A 23460-nucleotide genomic window follows, 5' to 3' on the forward strand; every position below is an offset into this window, starting at 1 on the left:
ACGTTCTGGGAGCGCGAGGGGGTAACCCCCTCGCACTTATCCTTCCCTTCTCCCCTATCAATCCCCATCTTATCCCCAATCTTACCCACCCACCGCATGCCCCCGGAATTGATCCCTCCGCCCACGCGGCCATAGGCTGAAACCATGGCGTCTTATTCTCCCTTCGTGCCCCTGCGCATCTATTCCAGCTTCACGATGCTGGACGGCGCGATCGACCCCAAGGCGATTGCCAAGCTGGCCAAGACGCGTGGGTTTCCGGCCATTGCGATCACCGACAAGAACGGGCTTTACGCGGCGCCTGCTTTTTCCAGCGCGTGCAAGGATGCGGGCATTCAGCCGATCGTCGGCACGGCGCTGGCGATTGCCCGGCCCGAGGGGAGCAATGTCTCCGGCGCTTTCGGTCCTGCCGCGCCCACGCTGGATTGGCTGGTGCTGCTGGCGCAGAACGAGACGGGGTGGCTGAACCTGTGCCATCTGGTCAGCCAGGCCCATCTGGAGCGTCCGCTGGAGTATGAGCCGCATGTGCCCCTGGCGGCCATGGAGGGGCATACAGAGGGCCTGATCTGCCTCACCGGCGCAGGCGATGGCGCGGTAACCCGGCTGATCGCGGAGGGCCAGCAGGGCGCGGCGGAACGCTATCTCGATGCGCTGCAGGCCTATTTCCCCGAGCGGCTCTACATCGAGATCGCCCGGCGCGGGAATGAGGCCGAGGATGGCGCTGAGGATGCGGTGGTCGATCTGGCTTATGCGCGCGATCTGCCGCTGATCGCCACCAACCCCGCGCATTTCGCCGAGCCGGGTGGTTTTGCCGCGCATGATTCCATGCTCTGCATCGCGAACTCTACCCATGTCGATGCGGTGGATCGCCCGCGTTCGAGCAAGGAGGCGTGGGTCAAGCCCGCGCCGGTGATGGAACACGCCTTCGCCGATCTGCCCGAGGCGGTGGCGAACTCGCTGGTCGTGGCGCAGCGCTGCGCTTATGTGCCGCCCAAGCGCAAACCTCTGCTGCCCAGCCTTGCGGGCGACAAGGAAGGCGAGGCGCGGATGATGGTCGATCTGTCGCGCGCCGGTCTGGCCAAGCGTCTGGCGCCTTACTGGCCCGGCGTGGATGAGCCCACCCTCGATGCCGCGCTCGCCAAGCAGGGTGAGGAGCGGGTAGCGGCCTATGAGGCTTTGCGTCCGCTGGGCGTCGAGGAAAGCTTCTTCGAATATGCTGACCGCCTCGATTTCGAGACGGGCATCATCAACCGCATGGGCTTTGCCGGCTACTTCCTGATCGTGGCCGACTTTATCCAGTGGGGCAAACAGAACGATATTCCTGTGGGCCCGGGGCGTGGTTCGGGCGCGGGCTCGTTGGTGGCATGGGCCCTGACCATCACCGACCTCGACCCGCTGAAGCTGGGCCTGCTGTTCGAGCGCTTCCTGAACCCGGAACGCGTCTCGATGCCGGACTTCGACATCGACTTCTGCGAAACCCGTCGCGGCGAGGTGATCCGCTACGTGCAGGCCAAATATGGCGCGGACCATGTGGCGCAGATCATCACCTTCGGTAAGCTGAAGGCCCGCGCCGTGCTGCGCGATACGGGCCGCATTTTGCAGATGTCCTACGGTCAGGTCGATCGCCTGACCAAGATGGTGCCCAACCATCCCACCGATCCGTGGTCGCTGGAGCGTGCGCTCAATGGCGTGCCCGAGCTGCACCGCGAATACACCAACGACCCCGAGGTGAAGCGCCTGATCGATCTGGCGATGCAGCTGGAGGGCATGCCGCGCAACTCCTCGACTCACGCGGCGGGCGTGGTGATCGGCGACAGGCCTTTGGCGCAGCTGGTGCCGCTGTACCGCGATCCGCGTTCCGACATGCCCGTGACCCAGTTCGACATGAAATATGTCGAGGACACGGGCCTGATCAAATTCGACTTTCTGGGCCTGAAGACGCTGTCGGTGCTGCGCAAGGCAGTCGATCTGCTGGGCAAGCGCGGGATCAGCATCGATCTGGGCGCGCTGGCCTGGGACGATGCAGACGTTTACACGCTGCTGCAGCGGGGTGACACGGTCGGCGTGTTCCAGCTCGAATCCGAAGGCATGCGGCGCACGCTGGCGGCGGTGAAGCCCACCAATTTTGGCGACATCATCGCGCTCGTGTCGCTGTACCGCCCGGGCCCGATGGACAACATTCCGCTCTTCGGCCGCCGCAAGAACGGTCTGGAAAGCATCGAATTTCCACATGACAAGCTGAGCGGCATCCTTGCCGAAACCTACGGCATTTTCGTCTATCAGGAACAGGTGATGCAGGCCGCGCAGATCCTCGCGGGCTACTCGCTGGGTGACGCAGACTTGCTGCGCCGCGCGATGGGCAAGAAGGTGCAGGCGGAAATGGACGCCCAGCGCCTGCGCTTCGTGGAAGGCTGCAAGGCCAATTCGGACATTCCGGCGGCCAAGGCCAACGAGCTGTTCGATTTGATCGACAAATTCGCGGGCTACGGCTTCAATAAGTCGCACGCTGCTGCCTATGCTCTGCTGGCCTATCAGACGGCGTGGTTCAAGGCGCATTACCCCCACGAATTTTATGCCGCCGCCATGTGCTTCGATATGCATCAATCTGAAAAGCTGGCGATTTTCGTGGACGATATGCGCCGCAACGGCTTCGCCATTGCCGGGCCCTGCATGAACCATTCGGAAGCCGAGTTTACGGTTGAAGAGACCAGCGACGGTTACGCTGTGCGCTACGCTCTGGCAGGCATCCGCAACGTGGGCGAAAAGGCCATGGAGCAGGTGGTCGCCGAGCGTGAGGCGAACGGCCTCTTCAAGGACCTCGAAGACCTGTTCACCCGCGTGCCCTATGGCTCGCTGAACCGCCGCGCGCTGGAAGGCCTCGCCAGCAGCGGCGCCTTCGACATGCTGGAGCCCAACCGTGCCAAGGTCATGGCCAATGCCGATATGCTGCTGGCCTGCGCTGACGAAGCCGAGCGCACCCGCACCAGCGGGCAAGGCGGGTTGTTCGGCAGCGATGGCGACACCGCCGCGCTGCGCCTCACCGAAACCCCCGCCTGGAGCCGCATGGACCAGATGGGCAAGGAGCGCGAGAACTTCGGCTTCTATTTCGCCGCCCATCCCGTGGCGCAGTGGCACGCCATCGCCTCGGCCAATGGCGCGCGCAGCTATGGCGCGCTGATGTCTCAGGGCGCGCCTCCGGGCGGCCGTGCCAATGCCGTGATGGCCTGCATGGTCGAAAGCGTGCAGAAGCGCAAAACCAAGCGCGGCAAGGACTTTATCATGGCGGAGTTCTCGGACTCCTCCGGCCAGTTTTCCGCCTCCTGCTTCGAGGAAACGCTGGTCGAGCCCTTCCTCAACTGGGCCAAGGAAAGCACCTGCATTCTGCTGACGGTGGAACTCGACAGCCCCAGCCCCGAAGAGCCGCCCCGCGTCACCATCCGCGGAGGCCAGCCCCTGAGTGAGGTGCGCAACGCCGCGCGCATGATGCTGAAGATCGAGGTCTCCCAGCCCGAGGCCTTCGTCCAACTGGCCACGATCTTGCCACGCGTGAGCGCCGGCGAAGGTTCCGGCGCAAGCGCCAAGGGTGAGGTGGTCGCCACGCTGAAGACCGGCGATCCGGTGCAGCCGCAGCTGCGGTTGGGTCAGGATTTCGCGCTGGATGGCGATCTGGTCGAGGTGATCGCGGCGATTGAGGGTGTGACGGTGCTGTCGTTTGCGCCTCAGCGGGGCAGGGCGCAGTTGCGGTTGGTGGCTTAAAGGGGATTGGAAAAAGAAAATGCGAGGGGGTTACCCCCTCGCGCTCCCATGACGTCTTCCGACGCCAGGGCAGTGGTTCCCGATCCAAGCGCCCCGTCTCTCCACCTGCGCGAGGCAAAGCGCCGCAGGCAATAGTACCGAGGCAACGTAGCGCTTCGCTCGGAATTTTCATGCCTGTGGCGCTGCAAGCCTAGCGCCTTGGTCGAACCCGATACGCAACGCAGACACGAAAGGGAGCGCGAGGGTTATGACCCTCGCATGTCTCTTTTAAACCTTCAAAACAACCGCATCTGCCCATCTCTTTCCGGCGCCACGAACTGTGAGCAATCCAGTTCGATCCGCCCACGTTCCATCCCCAAACGCGCCATCGCCTTGCGGAACCGAGCGCGCGTCAGATCGGGCCACACGCCTTGCGGTTTCATGCGGCTGTGGAAGTTCGGATCATTATCGCGCCCGCCCCGGATCTGGTTGATGATCGACATGACCTTGGCGGCCCGCTCCGGGAAATGCGTGTCCAGCCATTCGCGGAACAGCGGCGCGACTTCGTGAGGCAGGCGCAGCATGATCCAGTTGGCGCTGCGCACGCCACGCTCGGCCGCCTGTTCGAGGATGCGCTCGATCCAGTCCTCGGTGATGGCAGGGATCACGGGCGAGACGTTGATATGGGCGGGAACGCCTGCCTCCACCAGCGCACCCAAAGCCGCCAGTCGCTTCATTGGCGTGGCAGCGCGCGGCTCCAGCTTGCGGGAGAGGGCGGCGTCGAGGCTGGTCACCGAGATCGCCACGGCGGTCAGCTTGCGTGCGGCGAGTTCGCGCAGCAGATCCAGATCGTCCAGCACGCGATCCGATTTGGTGGTGATGGTGACGGGGTGGCGCACCTCAAGGCAGAGTTCGAGGATCTGGCGCGTCAGGCGATAGCGCTTCTCGATGGGCTGGTAGGGATCGGTGTTGGTGCCCATGGCGATGGGGGCGGGGCGGTAGCCGCGTGCCGCCAAAGTGCGGCGCAGCAGCTTGGCGGCCTGCGGTTTTGCAAAGAGCTTCGTCTCGAAATCCAGCCCCGGCGACAGGTCGAGATAGGCGTGAGTGGGCCGGGCGAAGCAATAGATGCACCCATGTTCACAACCCCTGTAAGCATTCACCGAGCGATCGAAGGGCACATCGGGCGACTGGTTGAACGACAGGATCGTGCGTGCCGCTTCCTCGGTCACCGTGGTGGCGAGGCGGGGCACCTCTTCGTCCAGCGCGGCGCGCTCGTCCAGCCAGTCGCGGTCCAGCTCGCGCTGGGGCAGGGCGAAGCGCGTGCTGGTCGCGCCTGAAACGGCGCCACGTCCGCGCGGTGCGGGAGGAGAAACGGCCATGGACTCGATGTGAACAAAATAAGAACAAATGTCAAGGCGCGCCACATTGACAGCGGCCATCAGCAAGCGGATAGAACCGGGATATCGCCGGATGCAGGACAGGAATTCCATGGAAAATCAGACCATCCTCGATGCCTATCTCTCCCGCATCGGCCTGACCGGAAAGCCCGCACCCGATGCTGCCGGTCTGGAGGCCTTGCAGCGCGCCCATCGGCTGTCCATCGGCTTCGAGAATCTCGATGTGATGCTGGGGCGCCCGATCCACATCGATCTCGTCACCATCGCCGACAAGCTGATCGCTCGACATCGGGGCGGCTATTGTTTTGAGCATAATGCCCTTTTCGGCGCGATGCTGACGGAGCTAGGCTTTACCAACCGGCCGCTGCTGGGCCGCGTCTGGCTCGGCAGCGCATGGCCCGGTGAGGCCACCACCATCCCGCCCCAGACCCACACGCTCCGCCTCGCCTCCATTGCAGGTGAGCCATGGATCGCAGATGCCGGTTTCGGCGGTTCCTATGTGCCGCCTCTGCCGCTGCTCGATGGTGCGCAGGCAGCCACGCCGGATGGGGCGCTCCATCGCCTGCGCCGCGTCGGTGCCGATGGTGCCGCAACCGGAGAATGGCTGCTGGAGCGCGCCGGCCCGGCCAGCGCCACCGATGGCAGGGCGCAGACCCACGACACCTTCCAGCCGCAATACAGCTTCACTCTGGCCGAGGTCGCGCCGATCGATCTGGAACTCTCCAACCACTGGACCTTCACGCGGGCGGGCACGCGCTTCACCAGCGCCTGCCTTGTGTCCATCGTGCTGCCCGATGGGTTCGCCTCGCTGAACGGGCGGCGCTTGAGCGTGCATCGGGCCGGGCAAGGGGAGGCGAGCGAGATTGCCTCTGCCGCTGCGTGGCGGGAGGTTCTGGGAGATCTGTTCAGGATCGATTTGGGAGCGGAAGAGGCGGAAAAGCTTTTTGAGCAAGTGAGTTAAGGAAGAGAAGATGCGAGGGGATTATCCCCTCGCGCTCTCATGACGTCTTCCGACGAAGCGGCAGTGGCACCCGATTGGTGCGCCCCGTCTCTCCACCTGCGCAAGGCAAAGCGCCGCAGGCAATTATCATTGGCAATGTCGCGCTGTGTTTGGATTTTATGCCTGCGGCGCAGCGACCTTCCGCAAGGCCGAACCCTTAGCGCCTGCGCAGACAAAACCCGGGAGCGCGAGGGTGTAACACCCTCGCATTCTCTCTTCTTCAAACCTTAAATCAGACTTCTTTCAACCTGGGCATCAGCTCGACAAAGTTGCAAGGCCGGTTCCGGCTGTCCAGCTGCTCGTCCAGAATGCGATCCCAGCCGTCTTTCACGGCACCGTTCGATCCGGGCAGGGCGAAGATGTAAGTCCCCTCCGCCACCACGGCCATCGCGCGCGACTGCACGGTGGAGGTGCCGATGGTGCTGTAGCTGATCCAGCGGAACAGCTCGCCAAAGCCGGGGATGTCCTTGCCCGCGAAGGTGGCGATCACATGGGCCAAAGCCTCGGGCGTCACGTCGCGCCCGGTCAGGCCCGTGCCGCCGGTGGAGATCACGCAATCGACGTCGGGATCGCGCACCAGATCCGCAAGCGTGCCCGCCAGCAGGATCGCATCCTCGCGCAGGATCGCGCGGGAGACCAGCTTGTGGCCCTTGGCTGTGATGCGCTCGGCCAGAATATCGCCGGAGGTGTCATTCTCCGCCGTGCGCGTGTCCGACATGGTCAGCAGGGCGATGTTGATCGGCTTGAAGGCCCGCGTCTCGTCGATGGCCACCGGATCAGTTCCTGTCCGCGACCTGCGTGGTGGTCGTGGTCGTGGGCCAATCCTTGGCGGCCATGCGGATGCCCTTGCTGCCCGAAAGTTCGGGGAAGGTCGGCCACATGCCCTGCGCCATCACCACGCGGCTTTCCGAGCCGACACCGGCCTGGCGCTCATACATCCAGTAATTGCGCAGCACGGTGGCGACATAGCCGCGCGTTTCCCAATAGGGCACCGATTCCATCCACAGCAGCGGATCGCCATTGTCGCGGATCTGGGTGTTCCAGCGGGCCACGGGCAGGGGCCCGGCGTTGTAGGCGGCGATCACCTTGGGCAGCAGGCCCTGCGTGGCCGCGTTCGATTTCAGCGCTTCGAGATGCTCCTGCCCGAAGGCGAGGTTGACCTCGGGGCGGGTCAGATCGGTGACACTGCCCGAAACGCCCAGCACGGCGGCATGGTCGCGCGCGGCGGCGGGCATGATCTGCATCAGCCCGCGCGCACCCGCGCCGCTGACGACATTGGTGCGGAACGCCGATTCCTGAAGCGTATGGGCAAAGAGCAGCGCCGGATCGACCTTCCAGCCGGTGGCCGGGGTCCACTTGGGCGTGGGATAGCGGCTGGCCGGGGTGGGGCTGCTGTTGCTGGGCGCGTTATAGGCCATCCACAGCTGGGTGCCGGGCAGGCCAAGATCGCGGGCGAGGCGCGACAGCTGCTGATATTGGCCCGGCGCGCCGATGCGGGCCTGATAGCGCAGCACATCGTCGGCCAGACCATCCTCGCCAACCTCGGCCAGACCCACGGCGACGCGCACATTGGGCGTGTCGCGCAGGTTCTGCCAGTCGTTGGCGGTGAAATCGGGCAGGGCATGCGTGCCGGGCATCTTCAGGCCCAGCTGCTCGGCGGCCAGCATGCCATAGAGCGTCTCATCGGCGCGCGCGGCGGAGCGCAGTGCGGCGGCGGCCTGCTCGGGCTGACGGCAGCGCACGAAAGCGCGCGATTCCCAGTAATAGGCCGCTGCGATCAGCTCCTGATTGCCACCGGATTTTGCGGCTTCGGCAAAGGCGGGGACGGCCTGTTGGCAGGCACCCTGACGCCATGCGGCAAGGCCGGCGGTCCACCATGCCTCACCCACCCAAGCGCCGCTGGTGGTGGCATTGGGGTCCTGCGCGGCGGCGATGGCCTGCGCATAGGCCTCATTGTCCTGATTGTTGATGTAATAGGCCCAGGCGATCTTGTCGCGCCATTCGGCCCGCGCCTCGCTGCTGAGGGTGGCGTCCACCCCGTCGAGCAGCTGCTTGGCGCCCGCCGTATCGTTGATCTTGATACGGTCGTTGATGCTGTTGGCCACGCTCAGCGGCATGGTGTTGTCCGACACCGAGCGGGGGCGCGTGCGGCGCGGCGCGCTGGGCCAGGCGACCAGCTGCTGCGCGGAGGGCAAGGCAGGCAGGGCCGCGCCACCACGCTTGGCGGCCAGCGATTCGATCTGCTCGGCCTCGGGCAGGGTGGTGCCGCTGGCCAGCCACTGGTTCAGCGCATCGAGTTCGATGCGCGGGCTGCCGGGGGCGAGGTAATATTCGGCGCGCAGCACAGTGTGCAGCGGACCATCGGGGCGAGTCGCCAGCATCTGGCGCAACGTCGCCCAATCCTGACGCTTCAGCGTGGCGAAGGCATCCTTGTACCAGCTGCGCTCATCCTCGGAGAGCAGCTTGGGCACGGCGGAGCGCGCAGAGCGTCCCATGAAATATTCGGCAGCGGCGGAGTTGGCCTGAGCGAGCCCCGGCAGGGCCAGACAGGCCAGTGCCAGCGCGGTGCCTGCGCTTTTGCGCAAGGCAGTGCGCAAGCCAGTGTGTGCCGTCATTGTGCCCCGCTTCATCCTTGAGATGCCTGTCCTTAACGTCACGATGGCGTGGGAGCGATCCATAGGACCCACACCGCCGTGTGAATGGTCTTCGTCACTGCATCGTTGATCGCGAAAAAGCGGTTCCCGCTTGCTCGCACGATGCTTCAGTTCTGCCAGTTCATCCACTGATGCCAGAACACCGCTTTGGCACGCGGTCGCTCAAGCATGGTGGCCAGGTCTGGCATTGCCATAATCGGGGCCATGCTGGGCGCCGCGGGAGCGGAGTCGAGCTTTCCGGGAGAATTCCCTGCTCCTTCTTGGTTAACAGAAGGTAAAGCGGCAGGGTTTTGCGGCAGATTGTGGCCCAGTAGCGGCAGAATGTTGCCACCAAAGGCAATAATCCGCCGAGGCGCCGCCAGCGCGACATGATGGCGCAGCACGTCCCCGAGTCCCTGCGCGTTCAGTGCGGGCCAGTCAGGATGCGGCATATGGCGCGGCAGGGCGGCGGCAAGACGGATGGTGTCTTCCGCAAGCCCCATGGCGGCGAGCATGGCACGCAACAGCGCGCCCTGAGGGCCGGAGAGCAATTGCCCGGCGGCGGCATCGCCGTCCTCGGGCTGGGGGACCAGCACCATCAGCGGTGCCTGAGCAGGGCCTCTGGCGGCGATGCGCCCTTCGACATGGCCGCCATCGAGCGAGGGTTCCTGCAGCCACCATGCGTCGAAAGCGGGTAAGTCCTGAGGGAAGGCGCTGGTGTTGCCGCCGATGCGGGCGTCCTGCTCGGTGGTGTCGGCGACAGGGGCCTTGGCGGCGGCGATGGCCTCGGCAAAGGCGGCGGGCAGCGGCGTCGCGGCGCGCTGGGGCGCGGCGGCCGGGTCGCGCTTTTCGGCGAGCCAGGTGACGGGTTCGTCGGTGAAGAGGGTATCCACCCCGGCCTCACCCCACCAGTCGAGCGCGCCAGCGATCTGGGAGGCGATCTGGGCGCCAATGGGCGCGGAGGGTGAAGGGGCGGTGTGCATCGTCATGATTCTGTCGCAGAGCCTTGACGGGCCGGGCGCGAAAACTCAACCCGGCAAAAGCCCCAAAGCGCCGGATGGCGTCGCGTTTGCGGGAGGCCGAGGGAACAAAGCGCCGCAGGCCGTCATGTTTGCCAACGCCGAACCGGAGCATAACGGTCGTGAACCACCGAGGCTTCTTCGGCAGACGTCATGGGAGCGCGAGGGTGCGTTTTTGTTGGTCGCATGTCTCAAGACATGCTCCGGGCCCCTCGCATCTTTCTTTCCTTCTTGCCCCTTTCCCCCCTTCAAGCCATGGCAGCGCCCATGACCACTCTCACCGAAACCGCCTATGCCAAGATCAACCTCGCCCTGCATGTGCGTGCGCGCCGCGAGGATGGCTATCACGAGCTTGAGACCTTTTTCGCCTTCGTCGATGCGGGCGACACGCTGACCGTCACCGAGGCCGAAGCCGATTCGCTCAGCATTTCGGGCGAGTTTGCGCCGTTGCTGGCGCATGAGGAAGGCAATCTGGTGCTCGATGCACTGGCGCTGCTGCCGCGCTCGCAAGGCTGGCATGTCGCGCTGGACAAGGCGCTGCCGGTGGCGGCTGGCCTTGGCGGCGGCTCGGCGGATGTGGGGGCGGTGTTCCGGCTGGCTCAGCGCTCGCATGGACTGCCGGAAGGTTGGCAGCAGGCGGCGGCGAAGCTGGGCGCCGATGTGCCCGCCTGCGTGGAAAGCGTGGCGATGATCGGGCGTGGCACGGGCACCGATCTGGCCGCGGCGCCGACGGATCTTCAGGGCTGCCCGGTGCTGCTGGTCAATCCGCGCGTGCCGCTGCCCACGGGGCCGGTGTTCAAGGCGTGGGATCGTGTCGATCGCGGAGCGATGCCCGAGGGCAGCGCGCGCGATGTAGCGCTGCAGGGGCGCAACGATCTGGAGGCGCCTGCCATCTCGATCTGCCCGCCGGTGGCCGATGTGCTGGCGGCGCTGGGGCGCACGGGGGCGTTCCTGTCGCGCATGTCGGGATCGGGGGCGACCTGCTTTGCGCTGTTCGATGATATCGCTACGCGCGATGCGGCCCGCGCAGCCATCGCGGCGGAGCAGCCCGGCTGGTGGCAGCTGGCGGGGCGCCTGCGGTGAGCATGGAGCAAGCGTCAAATCAGGCCTGGCGCCTGCTGGGGGTGCCGCGCGCGGGCGGGGTGCTGGTGATCTCGGACCATGCCAGCAACCGCGTGCCGGATGGCATTGATCTGGGCATCGATCCCTTCTGCATGACTCAGCATGTGGCCATCGATATCGGCGTGGCGGGCGTTGCCTCGCGCATGGTCGAGAGCGGCGGGGCGGATGCGGCGTGGCTGGCGCATGTCAGCCGTCTGGTTTGCGATGTGAACCGCGAGGAGGATGCTCCGGGCGCGGTGCCTGAAACCAGCGACGGTATCCTGATCCCTGGCAATGCGCTGGATGCGAAGGGGCGCGATAACCGTCTGGCGCTCTATCATCGGCCCTATCACACGGCGCTGGCCGAAACGCTGGCGGGCCATGAGCCCGGGCTGATCCTCTCGCTGCACAGCTTTACGCCCGCCCTGTCCGCGCGGCCTGAAGAGGCGCGGCCATGGCATATCGGCGTGCTTTACAATGAGGACGATCGCGCCCCGCGCCTTGCCCTGCCGTGGCTGGGACAGATCGATGGCCTGTGCGTGGGCGATCAGAAGCCCTATTCCGGGCGCCAGCTCAATTACACGATGAACCGCCATGCCGAGGCGCGCGGGCGGCTCTATCTGGGCGTGGAGGTGCGGCAGGATCTGATCGGCGATGCGACCGGGCAAGCCGAATGGGCGGAGCGGCTCTCGGCCCTTTGCGCCTATCTTCTGGAGCAAACCCGCTAAAACGAATCAGGCGGAGGGCGTGCTCATCCCGCTGGAGGCGGCGTTGAAGGTGGTGGTCAGCTGATTGCCGATGCCCTTGGCGCCCGCCACCAGCGATAGGGCGATCAGCGCCACGATCAGCCCATATTCGATGGCCGTGGCACCGCGCCGATCACGCCAGAGGCGCTGGAGGCAGCCTGACATCCGGATCAGCTGAGGCATTGAGGGCGTCATAGGGGTCATGTCCGGCAGGTTAGGGCGATCTTGCGAATCATACCTAGACGCCAAGTCCTGAAATCCGCTTAACCACCCTGTACGCAGGCCGGATGGGCTTGACGGCGCCCGGGCGAAGGCAGAGATTCCCCGCCTCTCACGGCCTGCCCAGGGCCGCCCGGCAATGGAGGCCCCATGTGCTGAACGCCATGCCTGTTTCCGGATCGGCACTCCAGCCCCTGCATTTCGGCGCCGACATCCTCACTGCCGAACAGATGCGGCAGGCCGAGCAGGTGCTGATCGATGCCGGCATCTCGGTCGAGCTGCTGATGGCGCGGGCCGGTCGCGGCGCGGCGGAGCTGATCTGGCGTATGGCCGGGCCCTTGAAGATCATCAGCGTGCTGGTCGGGCCCGGGCACAATGGCGGCGACGGTTGGGTGATCGCCCGCCATCTGCATGAGCGCGGCGCCCGCGTGCAGGTGGTGATGGCCCATGCCCCCGCCAGCGAGGCCTCGCGGCTGGCCCGCGCTGCTTTTGAGGGCCATGTGGTGGATTGCCCCGATCATGGCGATCTGCATGGCGATGTGCTGGTTGATTGCCTTTACGGCACCGGCCTGTCCCGGCCTTTGAACGATCTCGATCTCGATCTGCTGACCGGACTGGCGGCGGGGCATCGGCGAAGAGTGGCGCTGGATCTGCCCTCGGGCGTGGAGGCCGACCGGGGTGACGACTTCGGGCAGGATCTGCCGCAGTATGATCTGACCATCGCGCTGGGCGCATGGAAGCGCGCACATGGGCTGATGCCCGCAGCGGGGCGGATGGGCGTGCTCAAGCTGGTGGAGATCGGTTGCGATCCGGTGCCGGGTGTGGGGCATATGCTGGAGGGCATCTCCATCGCGCCGCCCGCGCCGGGGGCTCACAAATACACGCGCGGGCTGCTGGGGGTGGTGGCAGGCGCCATGCCCGGCGCCGCGCTGACGGCAGCCCGCGCGGCCGGTGGCGCGGGAGCAGGCTATGTGCGCCTGCTGACCGATGATGCGCTGCCCGCGCCCGCCGATCTGGTGGTGCAGCGGCTGGACGGGCTGGAGGACAAGCGCTTCTCCGCCCTGCTGGTCGGCCCGGGGCTGGGGCGTGACAAAGCGGCAGAGATTGTGCTGAAATCCGTGCTGGCTACCGGCAAACCGCTGGTGCTGGATGGCGATGCGCTGATGCTGCTGACCCCGGCACAGGCGAGAGGCCAACAGGCAATCCTCACCCCGCATGAGGGCGAGCTGGCCGCGCTGGAAAGCGCCTTCGCGCTCCATATCAACGGCAGCAAGGTCAAGCGGGCGAAGGCCTTGGCCGAGGCGAGCGGCATGGTGGTGGTGGCCAAGGGCCCGGACACGGTGGTGGCCACGCCCGAAGGCCGCTGGACCATGCTGCCGCGCGCCTCAAGCTGGCTGAGCGTGGCCGGATCGGGCGATGTGCTGGCCGGTCTGATCGCCAGCCGCCTTGCCACCGGAGTGTCCGCTTTTGAGGCAGCCTGCCAGGGCGCATGGCTGCATGGGCGCGCGGCGGGCTTGCTTGGCGGGCCTTTCACGGCCATGGCGCTCGCCGAAGCGGTGCCGGCGGCGGTGCGGGCCTGCCTGTAAGGAATTTCTGTGTCCGAAGACGTCTATGAAGAGCTGATCGAGCGGCTGGCAGCACGCGGCGATGGCGTGACCGCTGGCGGTCGCCATGTGGCGATGGCCGCGCCCGGCGATTATGTGCTGGACGATGGCAGCCTGCGCCACGGCCCTCACCATGCCGAGCCCGCCTGCCAGCATTACGGCGTCTGCGGCGGTTGCCAGCTGCAGCATGTCGATGACGTGGCTTTGGGCAATTTCGTGGTGGAGCGTGTGGTCAACGCCGCCAAGGGCCAGAAGCTGGAGCCCGAGCGCATCACCCCCGTTCACCTGTCGCCGTCTGCCGCGCGCCGCCGCGCCACGCTGCATGGCCAGCGGGTGGGCGGCATCGCTTTGGGCTTCCGCGAGGCCCATGCCCACACCATCGTCGATCAGAAGCAGTGCCCGGTGCTGGTGCCCGAGCTGGAGGCCATGGTGGGCCCGCTGCGCCGCATGCTCCAGCGCCGCGAGGGCAAGCTGGCGGTGGACATCGAGATGACGCTGGTCGAGCAGGGCGTCGATGTCGGCATCAAGGGTTTCAAGGTCGAGGGCCTCACCGAGACCGAGGCCGCGCTGGATTTCGCGCGTGAGCATGGGCTGGCGCGCCTGTCGCTGGATCAGGGCTATGGCCCCGAAGCCCTGTGGGAGCCGCAGCCTGCGACGGTGTCGCTCTCTGGCGTGTCCGTGCCGCTGCCGCCGGGCGCGTTTTTGCAAGCCACGCTGGATGGCGAGCAGGCGCTGGCCGGCGCGGTGACCCAATGGCTGCACGGCGCGGGCGTGGTGGCCGATCTGTTCTCGGGCCTTGGCACCTTCGCCTTCGCGCTGGCCAAGCAGGGCAGCAAGGTGCTGGCCGTCGAGGCCGACCGCGCCGCGCATCTGGCCTGTAAGGCAGGCGCTTCGGGCGCGCAGCTGCCGGTGCATACCCTGCACCGCGACCTCTTTCGCAACCCTCTGCTGGCCGAGGAGCTGAACCGCTTCCCCGCCGTGGTGCTCGATCCGCCGCGCGCCGGGGCCAAGGAACAGGTGGGGCGCATCGCCGGGTCCACCGTGCAGCGCGTGGCCTATATCAGCTGCAACCCCTCCAGCTGGGCGCGCGATGCGGCGACTCTGGTGGCGGGCGGGTATCGGCTGGTGGAGCTGCGCCCGGTGGGGCAGTTCCGCTGGTCCTCGCATGTGGAGTTGGCGAGTTTGTTTATTAAGGCGTGAAGAAGGGAAGATGCGAGGGGGTTACCCCCTCGCGCTCCCAGAACGTCTTCCGACGCATGGGCAGCGGTTCCCCATCGTAGCGCCTAAGCTCTCTACCAACACAAGCAAAGGCGCCGCAGGCAACAAAGCCTCGGCACCTTACGCTGTTTTGGAATGTTAAAGCCTGCGGCGCTGCAAACTGGGCTCAAGGCCGAACCCGAAGCGCAACGCAGACATTAAAGGGAGCGCGAGGGTTATGACCCTCGCATTCACATTCTTGAACCTTCTTCAAACCCCGCGCCGCACCACCACGATCTGGTAGTACCCCCAAGGCCCGCGCACCGGCTCCACCGACATGCCGCGCGCTGCGGCGATAGCCCCCGCGCGCGCCACCAGATCGAGCCGGGGCGACACATGGAACCGCGTCAGCCAGCCGTTCAGCGCCTGTCGGGCCAGACCGGGCAGGCCTTGCGCGTCGCCGAAGTCCACGATGTGCAGCGTGCCGCCCGGGGCCAGCGTGTCGCAGGCCATGGCCAAAGCGCCCTGCCAGTCGGGGATCATCGAGAGTGCGAAGGAGATCATCACGCGGTCGAAATGGTGCCGTCCGAACAGCGCCTGCGGGTTGAAGGCGCAGGCATCGGCCTGCTTCAGCACCGCTTCAGGCCCCAGCGCCTTGCGGGCAGAGACCAGCATCTGCTCGGAGATGTCCAGCCCGAACAGTTCCGCGCCTTTCCAGCGTTTGGCCGCCAGAGACAGGTTGCGCCCCGTGCCGCAGCCCACTTCCAGCAGGCTCTGGCCGGGGGCAATGTTCAGCTCGTTGATCAGCCGATCGCGCCCGAAAAGGAAATATTTGCGCGTGGCGTCATAGATATGGCGCTGGCCGCGATAGACGCGGTCCATCAGCGCGGCGTGATCCTGCGGCAGGCTGGCCATCAGCCCTTGAACCGGTAGAGGTGCAGCCCGCCATAGATCGAGGAGCGGTCACGCGCGATCAGATCGCGGGCTTCCTCTTCCGAATAGGCCCAGCGCGAGAGGATCTCGTCAGGCACACGGCCCGGCAGGATCGTGGGTTCACCGGCGGTGCGGAACAGCACGCGGGCGCCGCTGCGGGCGGTGCGGGTGATCTGGCTCCACAGGGCGGTGAGCTGGGCGTCGCTCATCCAGTCCTGCGCGTCGAGCAGCACATAGCGGTCGAGCGTGGCGTCGGGCTGGATCGCCAGATGGTCGGTGAAATTGGTGTGCGAGAGGGTGAGGCGGTCGATGCGGCCGCGCAGTGTCTCGTAATTGTCGGCCTGCAGCCATGGCGGCACGGGGGCATTGGGCGCGCGGCCATAGCCACGGTTGAAGGCCTGCCAGGCGAAGTAATTGTCCTGCACGGAAAAACCGCAGGCGAGGCGTTCGAGGCGGGCGCGCAGCACGGTGGCCATGCGCTGGTCGCCGGCCAGCGCTTCATACTGCGCGGGCGGGATGCCGAGGCCAAAGAGCGAGGCGGGCTGCTTCGTCAGCCAGCGGATAAAGCGCTTGTCGAAGACGGGGGCGACGCGCTCGTCGAAGAGGCGGCGCTGGTCCTCGATCGAGGTGGCTTCGAGGATGACCTTGAGATCGACGCGATAGAGCCGCGCGATCAGATGGGCCATGCTGATGAAATTGCCCAGCAGTCCGCGCTTGTAGATGCCGCGCGCAAAGCCGTTGATGCGGCGGCGACCGGCGAGGTCGCGGCCTTCCCAGTAGCGGCGGCTGGTTTCGTCCAGATTGGGGGCGATCAGGGCGCGGTAATCGGCCAGATTGTGGCGATTGTCGGCCTCGACGAAGAAGCGGCGCAGCGCGTCATGGTCGGGCAGGTGGCGCAGCGCGGCGATCTTCAGGCGGCCCAGCGCGATATGCGCGGTGTTGAGGTCCACCGCCGTCACCTGCGCCGGATTGGCGGTGAGGTAGGAGAGGGCGTTGCAGCTGCCCGACGCGATGGTGACGATCCGGCTGTCGGGCTGGATGTCGAGCGCTTCCATATCGACCACCGGGTCTTCCCAGATCTGGGCATAGACCAGACCGCGGAAGGCCAGGGCGAAGGCCTTGTCGAGCAGGCGCTCGGTGACCGAAGCGTGGTGGCGCACCACGGCGCCTTCGATGATGTGGGGGCGCGGGGCGGTGGAATGAGGCATGGCGCTCGCTTGTCCGATTTCAGTCCATCGGGGCTAGGCCATGCCTGTTTCCTGCGCGTGACGGGTTGATGACGGTTTGGTGTCAGTCGCTTGTTTGTCGATGACAGGTTCGCGTCACGCGATGATCAGCCTGCCAAAACGCGGGCAAAAGCAGCAGCATCGGTGTTGCCGCCCGAAAGCATGACAGCTGTGCGACCATCCACGGGCGCCTTGCCCGTCATCACGGCGGCCAGCGCGACGGCGCCGCCCGGCTCGACCACCAGCCGCAATTGGCGGAAGGCGAGGCGCTGGGCTTCGGCCACTTCCTCGGGCGTGACCCAGAGGCCGGGCTGGCAGCGCTCTTTCAGGACGGCGAAGTTGATCTCGCGCGTGGCGGGGGTTTGCAGCGCGTCGCAGAGGGTGGGCGGGGCGTCGGGGCCGACCTTCTGGATCGTGCCGGTGGCGAGGGAACGGCCCACATCGTCCCAGCCTTCGGGCTCGACGGGGACGATCTGCGCATCGGGGCAGGCGAGGGCCAGACCCGCCGCCAGTCCGCCGCCGCCGCAGGGGGTGACGATGCGGGTGGGGGCGCCGCCCGCGCCCACGGGGGCGGCCAGTTCCATCTGTTTGGTGAGGGCCAGTCCTGCGGTGCCCTGTCCTTCGATCACCCACGCATCGGCGAAGGCGTGGACCAGCGTGCCGCCGGTCTGCGCCAGCACCCTGGCGGCGGCTTCGTCGCGGTCCTCGCCGCCGGGGCGGTCATAGGTGACGATTTTTGCGCCCATGGCGGCGGTAGCCTCCAGCTTCACCTTCGGCGCGTCGATAGGCATGACGATGATGGCGGGGATGCCCAGCTTCTGCGCCGCCCAGGCCACGCCCTGCGCGTGATTGCCGCTGGAGACGCCGACGACGCCCTTAGCGGCTTCTTCCGGCGTCAGGTCGGAGAGGCGGTGCCAGGCGCCGCGAATCTTGAAGGCGCCCACCGGTTGCAGCACCTCGGCCTTGCACCAGATGGTCGTGCCATGGATCTCAAGGGGGAGGAGCGGCGTTTCAGGCAGGATTTTGGCGATTTTGGCCGCAGCCTGGTGGATGCCCGAAAGCGTGGGCGTGCGCATCTGTTGAGTTGTCATGATAGCATCTTATATGGCCCCCTTGGTTTTTGAAGCGCGTTTCGCGTGAGAGTGCCCGGATGCCCCCAAGGATGTCCTGGGCAGCCGTGAGCAAGGAGACAGGTTAGTGAGCAAGGTTCTGGTGATTGGCGCCGGCGGCGTCAGCAGCGTGGCGGTCCACAAAATGGCGATGAACGCCGGGATTTTCACCGACATCCATCTGGCCAGCCGCACCAAGAGCAAGTGCGATGCCATCGCCGAATCGGTGAAGCAGCGCACCGGCGTCGAGATCTCCACCTATGCCATCGATGCCGAGGATGTTCCGGCCCTGTCGGCCCTGATCGAGCAGATCGGTGCCAAGCTGGTCGTCAATCTGGCGCTGCCCTATCAGGACCTGACGATCATGGACGCCTGCCTTGCGACGGGCGTGTCCTATCTTGATACCGCCAACTATGAGCCCAAGGACGTGGCCAAGTTCGAGTATCACTGGCAGTGGGCCTATCAGGACCGCTTCAAGGAAAAGGGCATCATGGCCGTGCTGGGCAGCGGCTTCGACCCGGGCGTGACCAGCGTCTTCGCCATGTGGCTCAAGAAGCATAAGCTGAAAACCATCCGCCAGCTCGACATTCTGGACTGCAACGGCGGCGACCATGGGCAGGCCTTTGCCACCAACTTCAACCCGGAAATCAACATCCGCGAAGTGACCGCCCCGGCGCGCCACTGGGAAGGTGGCGAGTTCGTCGAAACGCCCGCCATGGGCAAGAAGGTGAACTTCGACTTCGAGGGCGTTGGCCCCAAGAACATGTATATGATGTATCACGAGGAGCTGGAGAGCCTGGCCAAGTTCATTCCCGAACTGGACCGTGCGCGCTTCTGGATGACCTTCGGCGATGAATACATCAAGCATCTGACCGTGCTGCAGAATGTGGGCATGACCCGCATCGATCCGGTGATCTACAATGGCGTGGAGATCATCCCGCTGCAGTTCCTCAAGGCCGTGCTGCCTGAGCCGAGCACGCTGGGCGCCACCACCAAGGGCAAGACCAACATCGGTGACATCGCCACCGGTGAGGCGCTTGACGGCAGCGGCGAGAAGACCTTCTACATCAAGAACATCTGCGACCACGAAGCCTGCTTCGAGGAAACTGGCAACCAGGCCGTCAGCTACACCACCGGCGTGCCCGCCATGATCGGCGCGGCGCTGATGCTGACCGGCGCGTGGAAGGGTGAGGGCGTGTTCAACATCGAGCAGCTCAACCCCGATCCCTTCATGGAAATGCTCAACACGCAGGGCCTGCCCTGGACGGTTGAGGAACTGGCCGGTCCGGTCGAGTTTTGATGAACTGGGCTTTGATCCTGCCTCCTCTGATGTTGGCAGGATCGAATGTCTTTATGAATCTGGCGTGGTACGGCCATCTGAAAGAGCCCAACAAGGCGCTTTGGGTGGCTGTGCTGGGCAGCTGGGCTCTGGCCTTTTGCGAGTATTGTCTGGCGGTGCCGGCCAACCGCATCGGCTCGAAGGCCTATTCGCTGGCGCAGTTGAAGACCATGCAGGAGGTGTTCTCCCTTGCAGGCTTCGTGCTGGTGGCATGGGCGCTGTTCGGGCAGAAGCCGGGGCTGGCGCAGCTGGCTGGTTTCGTGCTGATCGTCGCGGGTGCGGCGCTGATTTTCAAAGGGAATTGAACTCATGGAAACCCGTGCGGGTGATCCGGGCGCCTTTGCCCATTTCGATCTGAACCGTGTCGAGAGCCCGGCCTTCGTGGTCGATGCGGCCAGGCTGCGCGCCAATCTGGCGGTGCTGGCCGATGTGCGTGACCGCGCGGGGATCAAGCTGCTGTCGGCGATGAAGGCGTTCAGCATGTGGCGCGTGGCGCCGCTGATTGGCGAGTATCTCGACGGCGTCTGCACCAGCGGCCTGTGGGAAGCGCGTCTGGCCGACGAGCATTATGAGGGTGAGATCGCCACCTATTGCGCGGCCTATAAGGCCGAAGACCTGCCCGAGATTTGCGCGATTTCCGACCATGTGATCTTCAACTCGCCGATGCAGATCGCGCGCTTCCGCCCGGTGCTGGCGGAGCAGGCCAGCGAGTTCGATCTGGGCCTGCGCATCAACCCGCTCCACCGCGAGGGCGAGGTCGAGAAATACGATCCCTGCGCCATCGGCTCGCGTCTGGGCTTCCCGGTCGATCAGCTGGTGGCTGAACATCTGGAAGGTGTCACCGGCCTGCATTTCCACACGCTCTGCGAGCAGGATTTCGAGCCGCTGCAGCGCACCTGGGATGCGCTCTATCCGCGCATCGCGCCCTATCTGGCGGCCAATGGCGGGCCGATCCACTGGCTGAACTTCGGCGGCGGCCACCATATCACCCGCGCCGATTACCAGCGCGACGATCTGGTTGCCTTCCTGCAAGGCGTGAAGGCGCAGACCGGCTGCCAGCTCTATCTGGAGCCGGGCGAGGCCGTGGCGCTGGACGCTGGCATCCTGATCGGCACGGTGCTTGATTCGCACAGCAATGGCGTGCCGGTGGCCATCGTCGATATCTCCGCCACCTGCCATATGCCCGATGTGATCGAGGCACCCTATCGCCCCGCCATGCTGGGTGAGCTGCATGAAGGCACGGCCACGCGTCTGGGTGGCCCCTCCTGCCTCGCGGGCGATGTGATCGGCGATTACCGTCTGCCGGTGCCGGTTGAGCCGGGTGCGCGTTTCGCTTTCCTCGATCAGGCGCATTATTCGATGGTGAAGACCACCACCTTCAACGGTGTGCCTTTGCCCTCGATCTGGCTCTGGGATTCGGCGGATGATTCGCTGGAATGCGTGAAGCGATTCGGCTGGGAAACCTTCCGCGACAGATTGTCGTAACATCTGTCATAAAACCCTGTGATTTCGGGGCTGAACTGTCATAATCCCGTCACAAAAGACGCATAAGTGCAATGATGGACCACAGCGCCCCCTTTTGACCCTTCTCAGGGGTCATCAGGGGGTGTTTTTTCACTTGCAGTTCATGTGCGGCGACCTATATGCACCCCCTCGCCGCCCCATGGGGACTTCCAAACCGCAAGGCGGCTTTCACCTGTTGTAGCTCTGGCCGTATGGCCTATTGGGGGTCCCTTGCGTTGTCCATTTATCCTGACGCACCGTCTGTAGTTGCCGCCCTCGCGCCTACTGAACCGGTTATCCTGAATCGCCCGCAGGCTGCTGCGCGCGCTGCCCGTTTCTTCGCCGAGAAGTTTCCGGGCAAGTCGCTCTATGCGGTTAAGGCCAACCCCAGCCCGGACCTGCTCCGCGTGCTGTGGAGCGCCGGCATCTCGCATTATGACACCGCCTCGATCGTCGAGGTCCGTCTGGTGCGCGAAACGCTGGGGCCCGATGCCGTGCTCTGCTTCATGCACCCGGTCAAGCCCGTGGCGGCCATTGCCGAGGCCTATCACGTCCATGGCGTGCGCACCTTCAGCCTCGACACGGTCGAGGAGCTGGAGAAGATCGTCGAGGCGACCCGTTCGGCTGACGGCAAGGCTGCGGAAGATCTGTCGCTCTGCGTGCGCCTGCGCGTCTCCTCGGAATATTCCGAGCTGAGCCTGGCCTCGAAGTTCGGCGTCGATCTGGCCGATGCCGCGCCGCTGCTGCAGGCCACCCGTCAGGTTGCGGACTGCCTTGGCATCTGCTTCCACGTCGGTTCGCAGGCGATGACGCCCTTCGCCTATGTGCAGGCGCTGGAGCGGGCCCGTGCCGCGATTGTCGATGCGTCGGTCACCGTGGACATCATCGATGTCGGCGGCGGCTTCCCCTCGATCTATCCGGGCATGGTGCCGCCTCCGCTGGAGGACTACTTCGCCTCGATCCATCGCGCCTTCGAATCGCTGCCGGTGTCCTATTCGTCGGAACTGTGGTGCGAGCCGGGCCGTGCCCTCTCGGCCGAGTTCAACTCGATGATCGTGCAGGTCGAGAAGCGTCGCGGCAATGAGCTGTTCATCAATGAGGGTGCCTATGGCGCGCTCTACGATGCCGCCCATGTCGACTGGCGTTTCCCGGTCAAGCGCATCAGCGTGACCGGCCAGGACATTGATGACGAAGCGGCCATGGAAGACTTCGCCTTCTACGGCCCGACCTGCGATGATGCCGATTATATGGAAGGGCCCTTCGCGCTTCCCGCTGGCATCCAGCCGGGCGACTACATCGAAGTGGGCATGCTGGGCGCCTATGGCGCGGCCATGCGCACCCGCTTCAACGGCTTCGGTGCGGGCGAGACGGTGATTGCCACCGACGAGCCCATGGCGAGCCAGTACGCCGGCAAGCGCCGCGATCCGCGCCAGTCGGACAATGTGGTGTCGCTCCGCTAAGCGGCCTGCAAACGAAACAGAAGAGGGCGGCGGGAGCGATCCTGCCGCCCTTTTTCGTGGCGTTTGATGGCATTTTGCCTTGCGACCGGGGCCATTTGCCCACTTCTTGCGTTTTGCCTGCTAAAAAGGCGCTACAGCCTCTTCCCCGATCCGTCTTACATCCCTACATCGCCCCTATCATGGCCCGCCCGAAACCCACCGCCTTCGAAAAGACGAAGACCGTCGCCGAGAACCGCCGCGCGCGCTTCGAGTATTTCATCGATGACGTCTATGAGGCGGGTATCGCGCTGACGGGCACCGAAGTGAAATCGCTTCGCTTCGGTGAGGGTTCGATTGCCGAGGCCTATGCCGAGGTGAAGGATTCGCAGGTCTGGCTGGTGAACGCCAATGTGCCCGAATACAACTTCGGCAACCGCTTCAACCACAGCCCCAAGCGCCCGCGCAAACTGCTGCTGCATGAGCGCGAGATCGCCAAGCTGACCGGCGCGGTGGAGCGCAAGGGCATGACCCTGGTGCCGCTCTCGATCTATTTCAACGGCAAGGGCCGCGCGAAGGTCGAGCTGGCGCTGGCCAAGGGCAAGAACAATGCCGACAAGCGCGCCACGGTGAAAGAGCGCGACTGGAAGCGCGATCAGGCCCGCATCATGCGGGAGCACAACTAGACGTGGTCGCGCAGACCTTCTCACGCTGGGCCGGCAAACACTTCCCCACCCGCGAAAAGCTGGAACAGAACCGCTGGATTCGGCCCTTCGCCCATCTGGTGCTGAAGCCCGACCTGTGGCGCTTCAACCGCCGCAGCGTGCCGCGCGGCATTGCGCTGGGCCTGTTCACCGGCATCGCCATTCCCTTTGCCCATTCGCCCGTCGCCGCGCTGACGGCGGTGGTGGTGCGCGCCAATGTGCCCGTGGCCATCGCCACCACCTGGACCAGCAACCCGCTGACCTGGGCGCTGATTTTCCCGACTGCCATCGCCATCAGCAACACGCTGGGCTTCCATGTCGATATGACGGCCTTCCGCGCGCTGCTGCATTCCGACGCATCCCTGGGGCAGTGGGCGGGCTGGCTCTTGTCGAAAGCGGCGCCTGCCCTCATGCTGGGCCTGCTGGTGGAGGCCACGATTGTGGCCAGCATCGGCTATGGCGCGGCGGCTCTGGGCTGGCGCACCTGGATCGGGCAGAAGCGCAAGCGTCGCCATCACCGCAAGGGCTGAGGTGAGGGCCGTTCTAAAAGGCAGGGAGAAGG

The 23460-nt window shown here is 65.4% G+C and carries 20 protein-coding genes; 12 read left to right on the top strand and 8 right to left on the bottom strand.

What is annotated here, in order from left to right:
- Positions 1 to 144: 144 nt before the first annotated feature.
- On the top strand, positions 145 to 3753 hold the full coding sequence (dnaE, locus tag HGK27_RS02740; RefSeq protein WP_206238552.1) for a DNA polymerase III subunit alpha: 3609 nt from the start codon (positions 145 to 147) through the stop codon (positions 3751 to 3753).
- A gap of 275 nt (positions 3754 to 4028) precedes the next feature.
- Here the strand turns inward: dnaE and HGK27_RS02745 are convergent, their stop codons facing one another.
- Positions 4029 to 5111: a PA0069 family radical SAM protein gene (locus HGK27_RS02745; RefSeq protein WP_206238554.1), complete on the bottom strand. Its 1083-nt coding sequence runs from the start codon at positions 5109 to 5111 to the stop codon at positions 4029 to 4031.
- Between the two features lie 109 nt (positions 5112 to 5220).
- Between HGK27_RS02745 and HGK27_RS02750 the strand changes: the two genes are divergently transcribed.
- Positions 5221 to 6090: an arylamine N-acetyltransferase family protein gene (locus tag HGK27_RS02750; RefSeq protein ID WP_206238556.1), complete on the top strand. Its 870-nt coding sequence runs from the start codon at positions 5221 to 5223 to the stop codon at positions 6088 to 6090.
- A 271-nt stretch (positions 6091 to 6361) separates the two neighbouring features.
- Here the strand turns inward: HGK27_RS02750 and HGK27_RS02755 are convergent, their stop codons facing one another.
- From HGK27_RS02755 to HGK27_RS02765, 3 genes are all read right to left on the bottom strand, one after another.
- Complete coding sequence (locus tag HGK27_RS02755; RefSeq protein ID WP_206238558.1) at positions 6362 to 6901, bottom strand: molybdenum cofactor synthesis domain-containing protein; 540 nt, start codon at positions 6899 to 6901, stop codon at positions 6362 to 6364.
- Between the two features lie 4 nt (positions 6902 to 6905).
- Complete coding sequence (locus HGK27_RS02760; protein WP_206238560.1) at positions 6906 to 8744, bottom strand: lytic transglycosylase domain-containing protein; 1839 nt, start codon at positions 8742 to 8744, stop codon at positions 6906 to 6908.
- A 146-nt stretch (positions 8745 to 8890) separates the two neighbouring features.
- Entirely contained in the window at positions 8891 to 9745 is an 855-nt protein-coding gene (locus tag HGK27_RS02765; protein ID WP_206238562.1) for a uracil-DNA glycosylase family protein, read from the bottom strand.
- A 303-nt stretch (positions 9746 to 10048) separates the two neighbouring features.
- Here HGK27_RS02765 and HGK27_RS02770 point away from each other — a divergent pair, with 303 nt between their 5' ends.
- Positions 10049 to 10864 (top strand): 4-(cytidine 5'-diphospho)-2-C-methyl-D-erythritol kinase, encoded by an 816-nt coding sequence (locus HGK27_RS02770; protein ID WP_206238564.1) that lies wholly within the window; start codon positions 10049 to 10051, stop codon positions 10862 to 10864.
- Positions 10865 to 10866: 2 nt separating this feature from the next.
- Positions 10867 to 11610, top strand: a complete 744-nt coding sequence (locus HGK27_RS02775) for an N-formylglutamate amidohydrolase (protein WP_206238566.1) — start codon at positions 10867 to 10869, stop codon at positions 11608 to 11610.
- Positions 11611 to 11616: 6 nt separating this feature from the next.
- On the opposite strand, the gene HGK27_RS02780 is transcribed toward HGK27_RS02775, so the two are convergent.
- Complete coding sequence (locus tag HGK27_RS02780) at positions 11617 to 11811, bottom strand: Flp family type IVb pilin (RefSeq protein WP_241126809.1); 195 nt, start codon at positions 11809 to 11811, stop codon at positions 11617 to 11619.
- A 188-nt stretch (positions 11812 to 11999) separates the two neighbouring features.
- Between HGK27_RS02780 and HGK27_RS02785 the strand changes: the two genes are divergently transcribed.
- Positions 12000 to 13433, top strand: a complete 1434-nt coding sequence (locus tag HGK27_RS02785) for an NAD(P)H-hydrate dehydratase (RefSeq protein WP_322099011.1) — start codon at positions 12000 to 12002, stop codon at positions 13431 to 13433.
- 9 nt (positions 13434 to 13442) lie between these two features.
- Complete coding sequence (locus tag HGK27_RS02790) at positions 13443 to 14651, top strand: class I SAM-dependent RNA methyltransferase (protein ID WP_241126810.1); 1209 nt, start codon at positions 13443 to 13445, stop codon at positions 14649 to 14651.
- Positions 14652 to 14918: 267 nt separating this feature from the next.
- Here the strand turns inward: HGK27_RS02790 and HGK27_RS02795 are convergent, their stop codons facing one another.
- The 3 genes from HGK27_RS02795 to HGK27_RS02805 all read right to left on the bottom strand — a co-directional run bounded on the left by HGK27_RS02795 (position 14919) and on the right by HGK27_RS02805 (position 17898).
- On the bottom strand, positions 14919 to 15563 hold the full coding sequence (locus HGK27_RS02795; protein WP_241126811.1) for a class I SAM-dependent methyltransferase: 645 nt from the start codon (positions 15561 to 15563) through the stop codon (positions 14919 to 14921).
- Positions 15563 to 16789 carry a DUF3419 family protein gene (locus HGK27_RS02800; RefSeq protein WP_206238568.1) on the bottom strand — a complete coding sequence of 409 codons (1227 nt, stop codon included), beginning with the start codon at positions 16787 to 16789 and terminating at the stop codon, positions 15563 to 15565. The genes HGK27_RS02795 and HGK27_RS02800 overlap by 1 nt, the downstream gene beginning before the upstream one ends.
- A 125-nt stretch (positions 16790 to 16914) precedes the next feature.
- Positions 16915 to 17898: a threonine ammonia-lyase gene (locus tag HGK27_RS02805; RefSeq protein ID WP_206238570.1), complete on the bottom strand. Its 984-nt coding sequence runs from the start codon at positions 17896 to 17898 to the stop codon at positions 16915 to 16917.
- Between the two features lie 106 nt (positions 17899 to 18004).
- Here HGK27_RS02805 and HGK27_RS02810 point away from each other — a divergent pair, with 106 nt between their 5' ends.
- The 6 genes from HGK27_RS02810 to HGK27_RS02835 all read left to right on the top strand — a co-directional run bounded on the left by HGK27_RS02810 (position 18005) and on the right by HGK27_RS02835 (position 23428).
- A complete protein-coding gene (locus HGK27_RS02810; protein WP_206238572.1) occupies positions 18005 to 19216 on the top strand; it encodes a saccharopine dehydrogenase family protein in 1212 nt (403 codons plus the stop codon).
- Positions 19216 to 19560, top strand: a complete 345-nt coding sequence (locus tag HGK27_RS02815; protein ID WP_206238574.1) for a DMT family protein — start codon at positions 19216 to 19218, stop codon at positions 19558 to 19560. Before HGK27_RS02810 ends, HGK27_RS02815 begins: the two co-directional genes overlap by 1 nt.
- A 4-nt stretch (positions 19561 to 19564) precedes the next feature.
- Positions 19565 to 20740, top strand: coding sequence for a carboxynorspermidine decarboxylase (locus HGK27_RS02820; RefSeq protein WP_206238576.1), 1176 nt, complete (start codon positions 19565 to 19567; stop codon positions 20738 to 20740).
- Positions 20741 to 20994: 254 nt separating this feature from the next.
- Positions 20995 to 22218, top strand: a complete 1224-nt coding sequence (locus HGK27_RS02825; protein WP_206238577.1) for a type III PLP-dependent enzyme domain-containing protein — start codon at positions 20995 to 20997, stop codon at positions 22216 to 22218.
- Between the two features lie 179 nt (positions 22219 to 22397).
- Entirely contained in the window at positions 22398 to 22880 is a 483-nt protein-coding gene (gene smpB / locus HGK27_RS02830) for an SsrA-binding protein SmpB (protein ID WP_068088048.1), read from the top strand.
- 2 nt (positions 22881 to 22882) lie between these two features.
- Positions 22883 to 23428, top strand: coding sequence for a DUF2062 domain-containing protein (locus HGK27_RS02835; RefSeq protein ID WP_206238579.1), 546 nt, complete (start codon positions 22883 to 22885; stop codon positions 23426 to 23428).
- Positions 23429 to 23460 lie beyond the last annotated feature (32 nt).

Origin of the sequence: Novosphingobium terrae, from assembly GCF_017163935.1 — a bacterium.
In the GTDB taxonomy this organism is placed as follows: Bacteria; Pseudomonadota; Alphaproteobacteria; order Sphingomonadales; family Sphingomonadaceae; genus Novosphingobium; species Novosphingobium terrae.

Coding starts and splice junctions, on each gene's coding strand:
- dnaE (WP_206238552.1), top strand. CDS start 145: ATGGCGTCTTATTCTCCCTTCGTGCCCCTGCGCATCTATTCCAGCTTC.
- HGK27_RS02745 (WP_206238554.1), bottom strand. CDS start 5,111: ATGGCCGTTTCTCCTCCCGCACCGCGCGGACGTGGCGCCGTTTCAGGC.
- HGK27_RS02750 (WP_206238556.1), top strand. CDS start 5,221: ATGGAAAATCAGACCATCCTCGATGCCTATCTCTCCCGCATCGGCCTG.
- HGK27_RS02760 (WP_206238560.1), bottom strand. CDS start 8,744: ATGACGGCACACACTGGCTTGCGCACTGCCTTGCGCAAAAGCGCAGGC.
- HGK27_RS02765 (WP_206238562.1), bottom strand. CDS start 9,745: ATGCACACCGCCCCTTCACCCTCCGCGCCCATTGGCGCCCAGATCGCC.
- HGK27_RS02770 (WP_206238564.1), top strand. CDS start 10,049: ATGACCACTCTCACCGAAACCGCCTATGCCAAGATCAACCTCGCCCTG.
- HGK27_RS02775 (WP_206238566.1), top strand. CDS start 10,867: ATGGAGCAAGCGTCAAATCAGGCCTGGCGCCTGCTGGGGGTGCCGCGC.
- HGK27_RS02780 (WP_241126809.1), bottom strand. CDS start 11,811: ATGCCTCAGCTGATCCGGATGTCAGGCTGCCTCCAGCGCCTCTGGCGT.
- HGK27_RS02795 (WP_241126811.1), bottom strand. CDS start 15,563: ATGGCCAGCCTGCCGCAGGATCACGCCGCGCTGATGGACCGCGTCTAT.
- HGK27_RS02800 (WP_206238568.1), bottom strand. CDS start 16,789: ATGCCTCATTCCACCGCCCCGCGCCCCCACATCATCGAAGGCGCCGTG.
- HGK27_RS02805 (WP_206238570.1), bottom strand. CDS start 17,898: ATGACAACTCAACAGATGCGCACGCCCACGCTTTCGGGCATCCACCAG.
- HGK27_RS02815 (WP_206238574.1), top strand. CDS start 19,216: ATGAACTGGGCTTTGATCCTGCCTCCTCTGATGTTGGCAGGATCGAAT.
- HGK27_RS02820 (WP_206238576.1), top strand. CDS start 19,565: ATGGAAACCCGTGCGGGTGATCCGGGCGCCTTTGCCCATTTCGATCTG.
- smpB (WP_068088048.1), top strand. CDS start 22,398: ATGGCCCGCCCGAAACCCACCGCCTTCGAAAAGACGAAGACCGTCGCC.